An 18,070-nucleotide genomic window follows, 5' to 3' on the forward strand; every position below is an offset into this window, starting at 1 on the left:
GATGTAAAATATAAGGGTAAAGGTGTTTCAAATGAAGATGATAAAGACCTTTTCTAGAGAAGAACTCTATGAAGAAATCTGGGAGATAAGTGCAAAACAAGTTTCATTGAAATATGATTTAAGCTATTCTGACTTACTCAAGAAATGTAAAGAATTTGAAATCCCAATTCCAAAGGGGAGTTATTGGTATCGTAAGAATACTGGACAAGACTTAAGTGAATTTATCGTTCCATTACCACAAAATGACGTAAATGAAGTTAATATTGATAGAAAAAGTTTAAAGAACAGTAGAATTAAAGCTGCTAAACATAAAGAAGATAGTATGGAAGATAAAAACGGAGATACTGTTAAACTTGATACAACTAGTATAAGAAGTTCATTATCATTTATAGACGACGATAAAATAGAGCGTATTATTGAAGCAGTTTCAAACCTAAACCAGGCTCCAAATAAGAGATTACATAAATCCGTAGCTAATCTAAGAGATAAAATTACAGAGTGGAATAAGAGGGAAAAAGCTGCTTCTTATCCTTACTTTGATTCTAGGCACAGATATAATGATTTAAAAGAACCTAAATTTGTAAAAAATATTTCACTAAATTCTCTTCCACGCTTATATCGCTTTTTAGATACACTAGTTACTGTTATTGAAAGAATCGGTGATAATGTAACTTCAAATTGGGATATTCAAATTGATAAGGATATTGTTCGTTTTGAAGTTATAGAATCAACAGACAAAGTAAGTCATGAATTAACAAAAGAAGAAGCTAAAGAATTAGCGAAGTACAATGATAGCGTTAAGTTTAATAGATATGCTTTTAAACCAAGAATAAAGAAGTATGACTATATTCCAAATGAAAACTTTCGATTTAAGATAATAGATGGTAAATACATTAAAGATACTAAAGAATTCACACTTGAACAATCAATCCCAGAAATAATTGTTTTAATTTACCAAGAGTATTATAAAGTTAAGAACTTACGCCTTGAACGTGAAGAGAAAGCAAGACTATACGAAGAGGAACAAGAGCGAAAAAGAAAATTACAAAATAGAATCGAAGAAGAGAAGAAGCGGACAATGTCTCTTCTGAATATGCTAGAAGATTTTAAAACAGCAAATGATTTAAGATTGATGGCTGATAAACTGGAGATAGCGGGGAAACTTAGTAAGGATGAAATTGATTGGATTAGATCCAAAGCTGACTGGATAGACCCAATAGTTTCTTCAACAGATGAATTACTAGGAATTAGAAATCATGAAAATTCTAGAGAACAAAAGGAACAATATCTAAGTGAGAAAAGGTACTACTGGTAACTTTGTGTTTTTATTTTTACAGATTGTAGTGTTATAGGAGTATATGATTAACTATTTTAGTAATAAATAGTTTTACATATTTATTTTAAATAGCCATTTGATACAAGATAGTATATACTTTCATTCTGAAGTTTAATTTTAAACAACAACTCAGTCACTTTCATTCTATAATATAGAAGTTTGCTAGCACCACACGTGGAGTGTGTAAGCTTGTTGGAGAAACGAAGTTAATCCTCAAAAGGTTCCCCAAACCTTTTGAGTTCCGCATACGCATCACGTGGAGTGTGTAGGATTGCTTGTACGAGCTGAGTCATCAGCGAAGTAGAAGTAGATTCTCCGCCAATGGGATAGCTGTCGTAGAGTAAGGAGTTTACGACGAAACGATAAGGTAAGTCCGAAACGCTCAGTGTGTAGCTTTGTTGCTAAAAGCGTAGAAACCTTTGAACGAAAGGAATAATAGACTTTCTGCGAAACAAAATATAATACAATAAAACTATGAATTCTGAAGCAAGTCAGCAATTAAGCGATAGCCGTTTCAAGAGCCTTGTAGGTGTTCAGCGCACGACTTTTGAAGAGATGTTAGCTGTGTTAAAAACAGCTTATCAACGTAAACGCGCAAAAGGTGGACGAAAACCCAAATTAAGCCTAGACGATCTCCTCATGGTAACTATTCAATACATGCGAGAATAGTGCACTTATGAACAAATTGCGGCTGATTTTGGCATTCACGAAAGCAACATAATTAGTCGGAGTCAATGGATTGAAGCAACTCTTATTCAAAATGGTTTTACGATTTCAAATTCTGCCTTAATTCTGTAAAAACAGTAAAATTCGAAGGATTGTAAGGTAAGAGTTTTTTTCTTTCTGAAAAAATGGTATAATAGCAATCAAAACTAGAAAATAAAACGGAATTTGGAACAGATTTGTCTGTATCCTAGTAGAGTGGTGATACTATGAAGATTAGTAAGAGGCACTTATTAAATTATTCCATCTTGATTCCTTACTTGCTTTTATCTATTTTGGGCTTGATTGTGGTCTATTCGACCACCAGCGCTATTTTAATTGAAGAAGGCAAGAGCGCCTTGCAATTGGTTCGAAACCAAGGAATCTTTTGGATTGTTAGTTTGATACTGATTGCCTTAATTTATAAATTGAGACTAGATTTTTTGAGAAATGAGCGACTAATCATTTTAGTTATATTGATAGAAATGCTTTTATTGTTCTTAGCTCGTTTTATTGGTATTTCCGTAAACGGGGCATACGGTTGGATTTCGGTTGCAGGAGTAACTATTCAGCCAGCTGAGTACTTAAAAATCATTATTATTTGGTATTTGGCTCACCGATTCTCCAAACAGCAAGAAGAAATAGCTATTTATGATTTTCAAGTTTTGACTCAAAATCAATGGCTTCCCCGTGCTTTTAATGATTGGCGATTCGTTCTCCTAGTTCTGATTGGAAGTTTGGGAATTTTCCCTGATTTAGGAAATGCGACTATTTTAGTCTTGGTTTCCTTGATTATGTATACAGTTAGTGGAATCGCTTATCGCTGGTTTTCAACCATTCTGGCCCTCGTATCTGCCGCTTCTGTCTTTTTCTTGACCACTATCAGCCTAATCGGTGTTGAGACCTTTTCAAAAATTCCAGTATTTGGCTATGTAGCCAAGCGCTTTAGTGCCTTTTTTAATCCTTTTGCCGATCGTGCGGATGCGGGTCACCAGTTATCTAATTCTTATTTTGCCATGGTCAATGGCGGTTGGTTTGGTCTAGGTCTTGGGAATTCGATTGAAAAACGAGGTTATTTACCAGAAGCTCATACAGACTTTGTCTTTTCTATCGTGATTGAAGAATTTGGCTTTGTTGGTGCCAGTCTTATTTTAGCTCTCTTGTTTTTCATGATTTTGCGGATTATCTTGGTCGGTATCCGAGCGGAGAATCCTTTCAATGCCATGGTTGCACTCGGTGTCGGAGGGATGATGTTGGTTCAGGTATTTGTCAATATCGGAGGGATTTCGGGCTTGATTCCATCTACAGGAGTAACCTTCCCCTTCTTATCCCAGGGGGGGAATAGTCTTCTAGTCTTGTCAGTGGCAGTGGCCTTTGTCTTAAATATTGATGCCAGTGAAAAACGCGCTAAGTTGTACCGAGAATTGGAAAATCAACCAATGAACCTTCTGTGAAGTAGAATAAAGAAAGGATAGTCTATGTCTCTTCAAAAATTAGAAAATTATAGTAATAAAAGTGTTGTGCAAGAAGAAGTATTGATTCTAACAGAATTGCTGGAAGATATTACTAAAAATATGCTTGCCCCAGAGACCTTTGAAAAAATCATGCAGTTGAAAGAATTATCAACGCAGGAAGATTATCAAGGTCTAAACCGTCTAGTGACTAGCTTATCAAATGATGAAATGGTCTATATTTCACGCTATTTTTCAATCTTACCTCTTTTGATTAATATTTCAGAGGATGTGGATTTAGCTTATGAAATCAATCATCAAAATAATATTGATCAGGACTATTTAGGTAAATTATCTACAACGATCAAAATGGTTGCTGAAAAAGAAAATGCCGTTGAGATCCTAGAACACTTGAATGTTGTCCCTGTTTTGACAGCCCATCCAACACAAGTGCAACGCAAAAGTATGTTGGATTTAACAAATCATATCCATAGTCTTTTGCGTAAATACCGTGATGTTAAGTTGGGGTTGATCAATAAAGAAAAATGGCACAATGATTTGCGTCGTTACATCGAAATTATCATGCAGACAGACATGATTCGTGAGAAAAAATTAAAAGTGACTAACGAAATCACGAATGCTATGGAATATTACAACAGCTCCTTTTTGAAAGCTGTACCTCACTTGACGACGGAGTATAAGCGCTTAGCGCAAGCGCATGGATTGAATTTAAAACAGGCTAAACCGATCACCATGGGTATGTGGATAGGTGGTGACCGTGATGGAAATCCCTTTGTTACATCAGAGACCTTGAAACAGTCTGCACTCACTCAGTGTGAAGTCATCATGAACTACTATGATGAAAAGATTTACCAACTTTATCGTGAATTTTCTCTTTCAACTAGCATTGTCAATGTCAGCAAGCAAGTCAGAGAAATGGCTCGTCAATCCAAGGATAACTCGATTTACCGCGAAAAAGAGCTTTACCGTCGTGCCTTGTTTGATATTCAGTCAAAAATCCAAGCAACAAAAACCTATCTGATTGAGGATAAGGAAGTTGGGACTCGTTATGAAACCGCCAATGATTTCTACAAGGATTTGATTGCCATTCGAGATTCTCTACTAGAAAATAAGGGCGAGTCCTTGATTTCAGGTGATTTTGTTGAATTACTGCAGGCAGTAGAGATATTTGGTTTTTACCTAGCATCAATTGATATGCGACAAGACTCTAGCGTCTATGAAGCCTGTGTGGCAGAACTCTTGAAATCAGCAGGAATTCATTCTCGCTATAGTGAGTTGAGTGAAGAAGAAAAATGTGACCTTCTCTTGAAAGAATTAGAAGAAGATCCCCGAATTCTTTCTGCGACTCACGCAGAAAAATCAGAATTATTAGCAAAAGAACTAGCTATTTTTAAGACGGCTCGTGTTTTGAAAGATAAGTTGGGAGATGATGTCATCCGCCAGACCATCATTTCGCACGCTACTAGCCTTTCTGATATGCTAGAATTAGCTATTCTATTAAAAGAAGTAGGACTGGTGGATACGGAAAGGGCGCGTGTTCAGATTGTTCCCCTTTTTGAAACAATTGAAGACTTGGATCATTCAGAGGAAACAATGAGACAATATCTTTCTCTTCCTCTTGCCAAAAAATGGATTGCCTCACGAAATAACTACCAAGAAATCATGCTTGGCTACTCTGACAGTAATAAAGATGGCGGTTACTTGTCATCATGTTGGACCCTTTACAAGGCTCAACAACAATTGACTGCTATTGGAGATGAATTTGGCGTTAAGGTTACCTTCTTCCATGGTCGTGGTGGGACTGTCGGTCGTGGTGGTGGGCCAACCTATGAAGCCATCACATCTCAACCGCTCAAGTCTATCAAGGATCGTATCCGCTTGACGGAGCAGGGTGAGGTAATTGGCAATAAATACGGTAACAAAGACGCCGCTTACTATAATCTTGAAATGCTAGTATCGGCAGCTATTAACCGTATGATTACTCAGAAGAAGAGCGATACCAATACCTCAAATCGTTATGAAGCCATTATGGATCAAGTAGTGGACCGTAGTTACGATATCTACCGTGATTTGGTCTTTGGGAATGACCATTTCTATGATTATTTCTTCGAGTCAAGTCCAATCAAGGCTATTTCAAGTTTTAATATTGGTTCTCGTCCAGCAGCTCGTAAGACGATTACTGAAATCGGTGGTTTGCGTGCCATCCCTTGGGTATTCTCATGGTCACAGAGTCGTGTTATGTTCCCTGGATGGTACGGGGTTGGTTCAAGCTTCAAGGAATTTATCGATAAAAATCCAGAGAATATTGCTATCTTACGAGATATGTACCAAAATTGGCCTTTCTTCCAATCGCTTCTTTCAAATGTTGATATGGTTTTGTCAAAATCAAATATGAATATTGCTTTTGAATATGCTAAACTTTGTGAAGACGAGCAAGTTAAGGCCATCTATGAGACTATTTTAAATGAATGGCAAGTTACTAAGAACGTTATCTTGGCTATTGAAGGACATGACGAACTCTTAGCTGACAATCCATATCTAAAAGCTAGTCTGGATTACCGTATGCCTTACTTTAATATTCTCAACTATATTCAGTTAGAGTTGATTAAACGCCAACGTCGTGGAGAATTGTCCAGTGATCAAGAACGATTGATTCATATCACCATCAACGGAATTGCAACAGGATTGCGTAATTCAGGTTGATAATTTTCAAGAGTGAGTATCAAAAAAATGCTAAAAGAGTCTTGACAAGTAGTTTAAAAATGATATAATTTAACCATTCAGAAAAGTAATCATTCAAACTTTTTAGAGAGTCTGTGATAGCTGAAAACAGATAAGTGGTAATGATGAAAATTGGGCTGAATGCTATTTAGAATTTGAAATCATAAAAATTCGGTGAGCACACCTTACAGTGCATCTCGTTATTGCGAGACAGAGCGATAGGGAAATTCCCTATAATTGAGGTGGTACCGCGCATCGACGTCCTCACACAAGTTTTTTGTGTGAGGATTTTTTTGATGGAGGTTAGTATGGAAAGAAAACGATGGCGTCACTTGTTTATACTCAATGAAAATCAAAGCACAAACTAGGAAGCTAGCCNNTTGTGGATAGAACTGACGAAGTCAGTAACCATAGCTACGGCAAGGTGAAGCTGACGTGGTTTGAAGAGATTTTCGAATAGTATTAGATAAGTGAAGTTTTTAAAGGAATTAAAAAGGAGAAATAGAATGAAAAATAAACGTTTAATTGGAATTATCGCTGCATTAGCAGTCTTAGTAGCAGGAAGCTTGATTTACTCTTCAATGAATAAATCAGAAGCTCAGAATAATAAGGATGAGAAGAAAATAACCAAGATTGGTGTGCTTCAGTTTGTGAGCCATCCATCTCTTGATTTGATTTATAAAGGAATCCAAGATGGGCTTGCAGAAGAAGGTTATAAAGATGACCAAGTTAAAATCGATTTTATGAACTCAGAAGGTGACCAAAGTAAGGTTGCGACAATGAGTAAACAATTGGTTGCAAATGGGAATGATCTTGTGGTTGGTATCGCAACACCAGCTGCTCAAGGTTTGGCTAGTGCCACAAAAGACCTACCGGTTATCATGGCTGCTATTACAGACCCAATTGGTGCTAACTTGGTTAAAGATTTGAAAAGACCAGGTGGCAACGTTACAGGGGTATCTGACCACAATCCAGCTCAACAACAAGTTGAACTCATCAAGACCCTGACACCGAATGTGAAAACAATCGGAGCTCTTTACTCAAGTAGCGAAGACAATTCAAAAACACAGGTCGAAGAATTTAAGGCTTATGCTGAAAAAGCAGGTCTGACAGTGGAAACATTTGCAGTTCCTTCAACAAATGAAATTGCCTCAACTGTCACTGTTATGACTAGCAAGGTAGATGCTATTTGGGTTCCAATTGATAACACCATTGCATCAGGATTTCCAACGGTTGTCTCTAGCAATCAAAGTTCTAAGAAACCAATTTATCCAAGTGCGGCAGCTATGGTAGAAGTAGGTGGTTTGGCATCCGTTGTAGTTGACCAACATGACCTTGGTGTGGCAACTGGAAAAATGATTGCGCAAGTTCTGAAAGGTGCAAAACCAGCTGATACCCCAGTCAATGTCTTTTCAACTGGTAAGTCAGTGATCAATAAAAAAATAGCTCAAGAACTAGGTATTACGATTCCTGAGTCTGTTCTCAAAGAAGCAGGACAAGTCATCGAATAAATAAGGTAGGGAGGAGGAGACTCTTCCCATTTTTTAAAAAGATGAATATAGAAAGGATTAAATAAAATATGATTGTTTCCATTATTTCTCAAGGATTTGTCTGGGCTATTCTAGGTCTGGGAATCTTTATGACATTTAGGATTTTAAACTTTCCAGATATGACAACAGAAGGTTCCTTCCCTCTTGGGGGAGCTGTTGCTGTCACTCTGATAACCAAAGGCGTGAACCCTTTTTTAGCGACACTGCTTGCTGTAGGAGCAGGTTGTTTGGCTGGTATGGCAGCAGGACTTCTTTATACAAAAGGGAAGATCCCAACTTTGCTCTCAGGGATTTTGGTGATGACTTCCTGTCACTCTATCATGCTCTTGATTATGGGACGTGCCAATTTAGGCTTACTTGGAACCAAGCAAATCCAGGATGTTTTGCCTTTTGATTCAGATTTGAACCAACTCTTGACAGGTCTTATCTTTGTCAGTTTTGTTATTGCTCTCATGCTCTTTTTCTTGGATACCAAACTCGGACAAGCCTATATTGCTACAGGTGACAATCCTGATATGGCTAGAAGTTTCGGGATTCATACTGGACGCATGGAGCTCATGGGCTTGGTCTTATCAAATGGTGTGATTGCCCTTGCAGGAGCTCTCATTGCCCAGCAAGAAGGGTATGCTGATGTATCTCGAGGGATCGGGGTTATCGTTGTGGGGCTTGCAAGTTTGATTATTGGGGAAGTTATTTTCAAGAGTTTGAGTTTGGCAGAACGTCTGGTTACCATCGTTGTAGGTTCTATCGCTTATCAATTCTTAGTGTGGGCGGTTATTGCGCTTGGCTTTAATACAAGTTACCTTCGTTTGTACAGCGCCGTGATTTTAGCAGTCTGCCTCATGATTCCAACATTTAAGCAAACCATCTTGAAAGGAGCCAAGTTAAGCAAATGACAGCAATTGTAGAATTAAAAAATGCAACCAAAATCGTTAAAAATGGCTTTGATGAAGAGAAGATTATTTTAAATGATGTTTCCTTAGAAATTTTTGAACAGGATTTCATCACGATTTTAGGTGGAAATGGTGCTGGGAAATCAACTCTCTTTAACACTATTGCAGGAACCTTGTCCTTAACCAGTGGAACCATCCGTATTTTAGGTGAGGATGTTAGCAAGTTTTCACCAGAAAAGCGGGCTAAGTATCTGTCTCGAGTCTTCCAAGATCCAAAGATGGGGACAGCTCCTCGTATGACAGTGGCAGAGAATCTCTTGATTGCCAAGTTTCGTGGTGAAAAGCGTGGATTGTTACCACGACGCTTGACTATTTATAAGGATGAATTTCAGGCGACCATTGAAAAAGTAGGAAATGGTCTTGAGAAACACTTGAATACACCGATTGAGTTCTTATCAGGTGGGCAAAGACAGGCTTTGAGTCTCTTGATGGCAACCTTGAAGCGTCCTGAATTACTCTTGTTAGACGAGCATACTGCAGCCCTTGATCCAAAGACTAGTGTTGCTTTGATGGAATTGACAGATGAATTTGTTAAGAATGACCAGCTGACAGCGCTTATGATTACTCATCATATGGAAGATGCTCTTAAGTATGGCAATCGATTAATTGTCATGAAAGAAGGACGAATTATCCAAGATTTGAACCAAGAAGAAAAAGCAAAAATGAAAATCTCTGATTATTATCAACTCTTTGAATAAAGTAGGGAAAACGAGTGAAATGGTTTACTTTTTTTCTGAAATAAAGTATACTATATAAAGTAAACTATGATAACATGGAGGTATTGTGTATGGTTGACAAACAAGTCATTGAAGAAATCAAAAACAATGCCAACATTGTGGAAGTCATAGGAGATGTGATTTCTTTACAAAAGGCAGGACGGAACTATCTAGGGCTCTGTCCTTTTCATGGTGAAAAAACACCTTCTTTCAACGTTGTAGAGGACAAGCAGTTTTACCACTGTTTTGGTTGTGGTCGCTCAGGTGATGTCTTTAAGTTCATCGAGGAGTACCAAGGGGTTCCCTTTATGGAGGCTGTGCAGATTTTAGGTCAGCGTGTTGGGATTGAGGTGGAAAAACCGCTTTATAGTGAACAGAAACCAGCCTCGCCTCACCAAGCTCTTTATGATATGCATGAAGATGCGGCTAAATTTTATCATGCTATTCTCATGACAACGACTATAGGGGAGGAGGCCAGAAACTATCTTTATCAGCGTGGTTTGACAGATGAAGTGCTCAAGCATTTTCGGATTGGTTTAGCACCTCCAGAACGAAACTATCTCTATCAACGTTTGTCTGGTCAGTATCGTGATGAGGATTTCCTAGATTCAGGACTGTTTTACCTCTCAGATGCAAATCAATTTGTAGATACCTTTCACAATCGGATTATGTTTCCCCTGACAAATGACCAAGGAAAGGTTATTGCCTTCTCAGGTCGTATCTGGCAGAAAACGGATTCACAAACTTCTAAGTATAAAAATAGCCGATCGACTGCAATTTTTAACAAAAGTTACGAATTATATCATATGGATAGGGCAAAAAAATCTTCTGGAAAAGCCAGTGAGATTTATCTGATGGAAGGATTCATGGATGTGATTGCAGCCTATCGGGCTGGAATCGAAAATGCTGTGGCGTCCATGGGAACAGCCTTGAGTCGTGAGCATGTTGAGCATCTGAAAAGGTTAACCAAGAAGTTGGTTCTTGTTTACGATGGCGATAAGGCTGGGCAAGCCGCGACTTTGAAAGCGCTGGACGAAATTGGTGATATACCTGTTCAAATCGTCAGCATGCCTGATAACTTGGATCCAGATGAGTATCTACAAAAAAATGGACCAGAAGACTTGGCCTATCTATTAACAAAAACTCGTATTAGTCCGATTGAGTTTTACATTCACCAGTACAAGCCTGAAAACAGTGAAAATCTGCAGGCCCAGATTGAGTTTATTGAAAAAATAGCTCCCTTGATTGTTCAAGAAAAGTCTATCACTGCTCAAAACAGCTATATTCATATTTTAGCTGACAGTCTGGCATCCTTTGATTATGCCCAGATTGAGCAGATTGTTAATGAAAGCCGTCAGGCACAAAGGCAGAATCGCATGGAAGGGGTTTCCAGACCGACGCAAATCACTATGCCTGTCACCAAGCAGTTATCGGCTATTATGAGGGCAGAAGCTCATCTACTTTATCGAATGATGGACTCCCCTCTTGTTTTAAACGATTACCGTTTGCGAGAAGACTTTTCATTTAACACACCTGAATTTCAGGTCTTATATGACTTGCTTGGCCAGTATGGCAATCTTCCTCCAGAAGTTCTAGCAGAACAGACAGAGGAAGTTGAAAGAGCTTGGTACCAAGTCTTAGCTCAGGATTTGCCTGCTGAGATGTCACCGCAGGAACTTAGTGAAGTAGAAATGACTCGAAACAAGGCTCTCTTGAATCAGGACAATATGAGAATCAAAAAGAAGGTGCAGGAAGCTAGCCATGTAGGAGATACAGACACAGCCCTAGAAGAATTGGAACGTTTAATTTCCCAAAAGAGAAGAATGGAGTAATAATGGCAACAAAACAAAAAGAAGTAACAACATTTGACGTACAAGTAGCAGAATTTATCCGTAATCATAAGCAAAAAGGGACAGCAACAGATGATGAAATCAATGCTAGTCTTGTCGTTCCTTTTACCTTGGACGCTGATGGGATTGAAGATCTCTTGCAACGGATTCAAGATGCAGGAATTTCTATCACAGATAACGAAGGAAATCCAAGTGCGCGTGTTCTTAGCACTGAAGAAGAGCCAGAACTCAGCGATGAGGACTTGATTGGTTCAACTTCGGCTAAGGTTAATGACCCTGTCCGTATGTACTTGAAAGAAATCGGGGTCGTTCCTCTCTTGACCAATGAAGAGGAAAAAGAATTGGCACTAGCTGTTGAAGCTGGTGATATTGAAGCCAAACAACGTCTTGCGGAAGCCAACCTTCGTTTGGTTGTTTCTATTGCCAAACGCTATGTCGGCCGTGGTATGCAGTTCCTTGACTTGATTCAAGAAGGAAATATGGGCTTGATGAAGGCGGTTGACAAGTTTGACTATTCTAAAGGATTCAAGTTCTCAACTTACGCAACTTGGTGGATTCGTCAAGCAATCACTCGTGCTATTGCGGATCAAGCTCGTACTATTCGTATCCCAGTTCACATGGTTGAAACGATTAACAAGCTTGTTCGTGAACAGCGTAATCTCCTTCAAGAATTGGGACAGGATCCAACGCCAGAACAAATCGCTGAACGTATGGATATGACACCTGATAAGGTTCGTGAAATCTTGAAGATTGCTCAAGAACCGGTATCCCTTGAAACACCGATCGGTGAAGAGGATGATAGCCACCTTGGGGATTTTATCGAAGATGAAGTGATTGAAAATCCAGTGGACTATACAACTCGTATCGTCTTGCGTGAGCAGTTGGATGAGGTCTTGGATACTCTTACAGACCGTGAAGAAAATGTTCTGCGTCTACGTTTTGGACTAGATGATGGAAAAATGCGCACCCTTGAAGATGTGGGTAAAGTCTTTAATGTCACTCGTGAGCGTATCCGTCAGATTGAAGCCAAGGCTTTGAGAAAACTACGCCAACCAAGTCGTAGCAAACCGCTTCGTGATTTTATTGAAGACTAAGAGTGAGGAAAATATGGCTTATACAGAAGAGCAAATTGAAAATATCAAAACACGAATTTTATCAGCCTTGGAAGAAGTTATCGACCCTGAGTTGGGAATCGATATTGTCAATCTTGGTTTGATTTATGAGATTCGTTTTGACGGCGACACAGGGCAAACAGAGATTGATATGACTTTGACAACTATGGGATGTCCTCTAGCAGACCTTTTGACGGATCAGATTTATGATGCTATGACAGAGGTGCCAGAAGTAACGGATACTGAGGTCAAATTAGTCTGGTATCCGGCCTGGACAGTTGAAAAAATGAGTCGCTATGCACGCATTGCCCTAGGCATTAAGTAAACATATAAAAGCATGTGAGAGACCGTTGGAAAAGTGAGGAAATTTCCCCCTCTTTTCCTCTAGTCTCTCCTTTCTTTTGCTGATTTTATTCAAAGAAAATGATATAATAGTAGTTATGGAAAAAAAGAAATTACGCATCAATATGTTGAGTTCAAGTGAGAAAGTAGCAGGACAAGGAGTTTCAGGTGCTTACCGTGAATTAGTTCGTCTTCTTCACCGTGATGCCAAGGACCAATTGATTGTTACAGAAAATCTTCCAATAGAGGCAGATGTGACTCACTTTCATACAATTGATTTCCCCTATTATTTATCAACATTCCAAAAGAAACGCTCAGGGAGAAAGATTGGCTATGTGCATTTCTTGCCTGATACACTTGAGGGAAGTTTGAAAATTCCATTTTTCTTAAAGGGAATTGTGAAACGCTATGTATTTTCTTTTTACAACCGGATGGAGCACTTGGTGGTGGTCAATCCGATGTTTATCGAGGATTTGGTGGCAGCTGGTATTCCACGTGAAAAAGTGACTTATATTCCTAACTTTGTAAACAAGGAAAAATGGCATCCACTTCCACAAGAAGAGGTAGTCAGACTGCGAACAGAGCTAGGTCTTAGTGACAATCAGTTTATCGTAGTAGGTGCTGGTCAAGTTCAGAAACGCAAAGGGATTGATGATTTTATCCGTCTGGCTGAGGAATTGCCACAGATTACCTTTATCTGGGCTGGCGGTTTCTCTTTTGGTGGCATGACAGATGGTTATGAACGCTATAAGAAAATCATGGAGAATCCCCCTAAAAATTTGATGTTTCCAGGTATCGTGTCACCAGAGCGGATGCGCGAATTGTATGCCCTAGCGAATCTTTTCTTGTTGCCCAGTTACAATGAACTTTTCCCCATGACTATTTTAGAGGCTGCCAGTTGCGAATCTCCTATTATGTTGCGTGATTTAGATCTCTATAAGGTGATTTTGGAGGGAAATTATCGGGCGACAGCAGATAGAGAAGAGATGAAAGAGGCTATTTTAGAATATCAAGCAAATCCTGTTGCCTTAAAAGATCTCAAAGAAAAAGCTAAGAATATTTCTAGAGAGTATTCTGAAGAGCATCTGTTGCAAATTTGGTTGGACTTTTATGAGAAACAAGCCGCTTTAGGGAGAAAATAAAAAGTGAGGTAATCTATGCGAATTGGTTTATTTACAGATACCTATTTTCCTCAGGTTTCTGGTGTTGCGACCAGTATTCGAACCTTGAAAACAGAACTTGAAAAGCAGGGACATGCTGTTTTTATCTTTACGACGACAGATAAGGATGTCAATCGCTACGAAGATTGGCAAATCATCCGCATTCCAAGTGTTCCCTTTTTTGCTTTTAAGGATCGCCGCTTTGCCTATCGAGGATTCAGCAAAGCACTGGGAATTGCTAAACAGTATCAGCTGGATATCATCCATACTCAGACAGAATTTTCTCTTGGCTTGTTGGGGATTTGGATTGCGCGTGAACTGAAGATTCCCGTCATCCATACCTATCACACCCAGTATGAAGACTATGTGCATTATATTGCCAAGGGTTTGCTGATTCGTCCTAGTATGGTCAAGTATCTGGTCAGAGGTTTCCTGCATGATGTGGATGGGGTGATTTGCCCGAGTGAGATTGTCCGTGATTTACTATCTGACTATAAGGTTAAGGTTGAAAAACGTGTCATTCCAACTGGGATTGAATTAGCCAAGTTTGAGCGTCCGGAAATCAAGCAGGAAAATTTGAAAGAACTGCGTAGTAAACTAGGGATTCAAGATGATGAAAAGATGTTGCTTAGTCTTTCCAGAATTTCCTATGAAAAAAATATTCAAGCAGTATTAGCAGCCTTTGCAGAAGTTCTGAAAGAAGAAGACAAGGTTAAACTGGTGGTAGCTGGGGACGGTCCTTATCTGGATGACCTCAAAGAGCAAGCCCAGAAACTAGAGATTCAAGACTCTGTTGTCTTTACAGGGATGATTGCTCCAAGTGAGACGGCTCTTTATTATAAGGCGGCAGATTTCTTCATCTCGGCATCGACAAGTGAAACCCAAGGCTTGACCTACTTGGAAAGTTTGGCCAGTGGAACACCTGTCATTGCTCACGGAAATCCTTATCTGGACAATCTTATCAGTGATAAAATGTTTGGAATCTTGTATTACGGTGAACATGATTTGGCTGGAGCTATTTTGGAAGCCCTGATTGCAACGCCAGATATGGATGAGCATACCTTATCAGAGAAATTATATGAGATTTCAGCTGAGAATTTTGGAAAACGGGTGCATGAGTTTTATCTTGATGCTATTATTTCAAATAATTTCCAGAAAGATTTAGCCAAAGATGATACGGTCAGCCAGCGTATCTTTAAGACAGTTTTGTATTTACCGCAACAGGTGGTTGCTGTACCCGTAAAAGGCTCTAGACGCATGCTGAGGGCTTCAAAAACACAGTTAATCAGCATCAGAGATTATTGGAAAGACAGTGAAGAATAGAAAGAGGAACAGCTATGAAAAAACAATTAATGAGAAGTGGGCGTGATAAAAAGATTGCGGGTGTTTGTGCTGGGGTAGCCCATTATTTTGATATGGATCCTACTATTGTTCGCGTAATATGGGGTGTTCTTGCTTTTGGTTATGGAGCGGGAATTGTAGCTTATATCATTTTATGGATTATCGCACCTGTAGCAACTGACTATTGAAAACTAGCTAAATTCATGCTAAGATAATAGAAAATAGAATGTAACGAAGGAGAAAAAAATGGCATTTGGAGATAATGGAAATCGTAAAAAAACTATGTTTGAGAAAATAACCTTGTTTATCGTGATTATCATGTTAGTAGCAAGTTTATTGGGAATTTTTGCAACTGCAATTGGTGCCCTCAGTAATCTATAAAATAGATTCAAGAAAATTTAGTGACTGGGATTTCCCAGCCCTTTTTTAAAGTGAGAAGAAAAAATGAGTATGTTTTTAGATACAGCTAAGATTAAGGTCAAGGCTGGTAATGGTGGTGATGGCATGGTTGCCTTTCGCCGTGAAAAATATGTCCCTAATGGCGGTCCTTGGGGTGGTGACGGTGGTCGTGGAGGTAATGTAGTCTTCGTTGTAGATGAAGGTCTACGTACCCTCATGGATTTCCGCTACAATCGTCATTTCAAGGCTGATTCTGGTGAAAAAGGAATGACCAAAGGGATGCATGGTCGTGGAGCTGAGGACCTTAGAGTTCGAGTGCCACAAGGTACGACTGTGCGTGATGCTGAGACAGGCAAGGTCTTGACAGATTTGATTGAACACGGTCAAGAATTTATTGTAGCCCATGGTGGTCGTGGTGGACGTGGAAATATTCGTTTCGCGACACCAAAGAATCCTGCACCGGAAATCTCTGAAAATGGAGAACCAGGTCAGGAACGTGAGTTACAATTGGAACTAAAAATCTTGGCTGATGTTGGTTTAGTTGGATTCCCATCTGTTGGGAAATCAACACTTTTAAGTGTTATTACCTCAGCTAAACCTAAAATTGGTGCCTACCACTTTACCACTATTGTGCCAAATTTAGGTATGGTTCGTACCCAATCAGGTGAATCCTTTGCAGTAGCCGATCTGCCAGGTTTGATTGAAGGCGCTAGTCAAGGTGTTGGTTTGGGAACTCAGTTCCTCCGTCACATCGAGCGTACACGTGTCATCCTCCATATCATTGATATGTCAGCTAGCGAAGGCCGTGATCCATATGAGGATTACCTAGCTATCAATAAAGAGCTGGAGTCTTACAATCTTCGCCTCATGGAGCGTCCACAGATTATTGTAGCTAATAAGATGGACATGCCTGAGAGTCAGGAAAATCTTGAAGACTTTAAGAAAAAATTGGCTGAAAATTATGATGAATTTGAAGAGTTACCAGCTATCTTCCCAATTTCTGGATTGACCAAGCAAGGTCTGGCAACACTTTTAGATGCTACAGCTGAATTGTTAGACAAGACACCAGAATTCTTGCTCTACGACGAGTCCGATATGGAAGAAGAAGCTTACTATGGATTTGACGAAGAAGAAAAAGCCTTTGAAATTAGTCGTGATGACGATGCGACATGGGTACTTTCTGGTGAAAAACTGATGAAACTCTTTAATATGACCAACTTTGATCGTGACGAATCAGTCATGAAATTTGCCCGCCAACTTCGTGGTATGGGAGTTGATGAAGCCCTTCGTGCGCGTGGTGCTAAGGATGGGGATTTAGTCCGCATTGGTAAATTTGAGTTTGAATTTGTAGACTAGGAGATTGATATGGGAGATAAACCGATATCTTTCCGAGATGCGGATGGCAACTTTGTTTCCGCTGCAGACGTTTGGAATGAAAAGAAATTGGAAGAACTGTTTAATCGTCTCAATCCAAATCGTGCCTTGAGGTTGGCACGAACTAAAAAAGACAATTCATCTCAGTAAAGAAGATAAAAAAATCCCGTGTCTGATCAGACACGGGATTTTGTGGTACGACGGGCATGTATAGCAAACTGAATCTGGAATAGCACAGCATATCTTCTAAAATATTGTTATCAATTGATTTGAATTTCAAAATTAAATTGTTTGATTCTTATTTCAATTTGTTATAGTATATCTGATGTCAAAGTTCTCGGCGAGTCAAATAGCGATTCCCAAGCCTGACTATCGTGAGGTAGCGGATTAAAATGGTCTGGGGATAGACCGTTTTAAGTCTGACGCTGGAAATAAGAATTGTCAGAAGAAGGGATAGAGAAATCGTGGCTCTACGAACAGGAACGTGATAATAAGGCGTATATAGCGGATAAGAGGGCCTCAAACTCTAAAGTCCAAAAAGGTAGTCGTAACCTATATGCGTAAATCACGAGAGTAATTGAATTCGTACTAAGATTTTCTATTTTCACTGTAACCTTTTAACGTCCTTATATCTTGTATACACGAGGAAAGATGTACGACTTATCCCGTGAGGTCTATCACTATAAAGAGAAAACGACAGATAGAAGTGATCCTGAGTCACGGTTATCTTTAAAATAGATTGTCTGATAGGACGGTATGTATAAAACGCTTCTGTGAACTGAGAGAAGGGGAGAAGTTCTTGCTAAAATTTAGTTGAACAGCCGTATTCCGATACTTAGATAAGAGATCTAGTCTTAGCCCCTACTCAGTTTTAGGGGATAAAAAAGGGGCAATAGCGATTCGAGAAAGATTATACTCTTCGAAAATCTCTTCAAATCACGTCAATATCGCCTTGCCGTATGTGTAGGATACTGACTACGTCAGTTCCATCTACAACCTCAAAACAGTGTTTTGAGCAACCTGCGGTTAGTTTCCTAGTTTG

The 18,070-nt window shown here is 39.2% G+C and carries 15 protein-coding genes, 1 pseudogene and 1 other annotated feature; all 16 genes and pseudogenes read left to right on the top strand.

Going from position 1 to position 18,070, the window contains the following annotated elements; genetic code table 11:
- Nucleotides 1-31 precede the first annotated feature (31 nt).
- The 16 genes and pseudogenes from HT678_RS03350 to HT678_RS03425 all read left to right on the top strand — a co-directional run bounded on the left by HT678_RS03350 (nt 32) and on the right by HT678_RS03425 (nt 17,178).
- The gene (locus tag HT678_RS03350) at nt 32-1,315 is read left to right on the top strand and encodes a hypothetical protein (protein WP_000782009.1); all 1,284 of its coding nucleotides are present in this window, start codon (nt 32-34) and stop codon (nt 1,313-1,315) included.
- A gap of 495 nt (nt 1,316-1,810) precedes the next feature.
- A pseudogene (locus HT678_RS03355) lies at nt 1,811-2,125 on the top strand (transposase family protein); the annotation flags it as partial.
- Nucleotides 2,126-2,268: 143 nt separating this feature from the next.
- Complete coding sequence (locus tag HT678_RS03360) at nt 2,269-3,492, top strand: FtsW/RodA/SpoVE family cell cycle protein (protein ID WP_000703356.1); 1,224 nt, start codon at nt 2,269-2,271, stop codon at nt 3,490-3,492.
- Nucleotides 3,493-3,516: 24 nt separating this feature from the next.
- Complete coding sequence (ppc, locus tag HT678_RS03365) at nt 3,517-6,213, top strand: phosphoenolpyruvate carboxylase (RefSeq protein WP_023938109.1); 2,697 nt, start codon at nt 3,517-3,519, stop codon at nt 6,211-6,213.
- A gap of 69 nt (nt 6,214-6,282) precedes the next feature.
- Nucleotides 6,283-6,500, top strand: a binding site (T-box leader).
- Nucleotides 6,501-6,737: 237 nt separating this feature from the next.
- The gene (gene trpX, locus HT678_RS03370) at nt 6,738-7,742 is read left to right on the top strand and encodes a tryptophan ABC transporter substrate-binding protein (protein ID WP_101514597.1); all 1,005 of its coding nucleotides are present in this window, start codon (nt 6,738-6,740) and stop codon (nt 7,740-7,742) included.
- A 68-nt stretch (nt 7,743-7,810) separates the two neighbouring features.
- Entirely contained in the window at nt 7,811-8,677 is an 867-nt protein-coding gene (locus HT678_RS03375; protein WP_000637229.1) for an ABC transporter permease, read from the top strand.
- On the top strand, nt 8,674-9,432 hold the full coding sequence (locus HT678_RS03380) for an ABC transporter ATP-binding protein (RefSeq protein WP_000125403.1): 759 nt from the start codon (nt 8,674-8,676) through the stop codon (nt 9,430-9,432). The genes HT678_RS03375 and HT678_RS03380 overlap by 4 nt, the downstream gene beginning before the upstream one ends.
- A gap of 89 nt (nt 9,433-9,521) precedes the next feature.
- A complete protein-coding gene (gene dnaG, locus HT678_RS03385) occupies nt 9,522-11,282 on the top strand; it encodes a DNA primase (protein WP_166727867.1) in 1,761 nt (586 codons plus the stop codon).
- A gap of 2 nt (nt 11,283-11,284) precedes the next feature.
- Nucleotides 11,285-12,394 carry an RNA polymerase sigma factor RpoD gene (gene rpoD, locus HT678_RS03390; protein WP_000201907.1) on the top strand — a complete coding sequence of 370 codons (1,110 nt, stop codon included), beginning with the start codon at nt 11,285-11,287 and terminating at the stop codon, nt 12,392-12,394.
- Nucleotides 12,395-12,407: 13 nt separating this feature from the next.
- Nucleotides 12,408-12,737, top strand: a complete 330-nt coding sequence (locus tag HT678_RS03395) for a metal-sulfur cluster assembly factor (RefSeq protein ID WP_000331925.1) — start codon at nt 12,408-12,410, stop codon at nt 12,735-12,737.
- Between the two features lie 115 nt (nt 12,738-12,852).
- On the top strand, nt 12,853-13,896 hold the full coding sequence (gene cpoA / locus HT678_RS03400) for an alpha-galactosylglucosyldiacylglycerol synthase (protein ID WP_172924593.1): 1,044 nt from the start codon (nt 12,853-12,855) through the stop codon (nt 13,894-13,896).
- Nucleotides 13,897-13,911: 15 nt separating this feature from the next.
- The gene (locus HT678_RS03405; RefSeq protein WP_119947015.1) at nt 13,912-15,237 is read left to right on the top strand and encodes a glycosyltransferase family 4 protein; all 1,326 of its coding nucleotides are present in this window, start codon (nt 13,912-13,914) and stop codon (nt 15,235-15,237) included.
- A gap of 29 nt (nt 15,238-15,266) precedes the next feature.
- Entirely contained in the window at nt 15,267-15,443 is a 177-nt protein-coding gene (locus HT678_RS03410; protein WP_025171152.1) for a PspC domain-containing protein, read from the top strand.
- A 58-nt stretch (nt 15,444-15,501) separates the two neighbouring features.
- Nucleotides 15,502-15,636, top strand: coding sequence for a DUF4044 domain-containing protein (locus HT678_RS03415; RefSeq protein WP_000863859.1), 135 nt, complete (start codon nt 15,502-15,504; stop codon nt 15,634-15,636).
- A 63-nt stretch (nt 15,637-15,699) separates the two neighbouring features.
- Nucleotides 15,700-17,010, top strand: a complete 1,311-nt coding sequence (obgE, locus tag HT678_RS03420) for a GTPase ObgE (protein ID WP_000061641.1) — start codon at nt 15,700-15,702, stop codon at nt 17,008-17,010.
- 9 nt (nt 17,011-17,019) lie between these two features.
- Nucleotides 17,020-17,178, top strand: coding sequence for a hypothetical protein (locus HT678_RS03425; RefSeq protein WP_050314293.1), 159 nt, complete (start codon nt 17,020-17,022; stop codon nt 17,176-17,178).
- Nucleotides 17,179-18,070: the final 892 nt, after the last annotated feature.

It is taken from the genome of Streptococcus sp. 3167 (assembly GCF_013277175.1).
Taxonomy (GTDB): Bacteria; Bacillota; Bacilli; order Lactobacillales; family Streptococcaceae; genus Streptococcus; species Streptococcus pseudopneumoniae.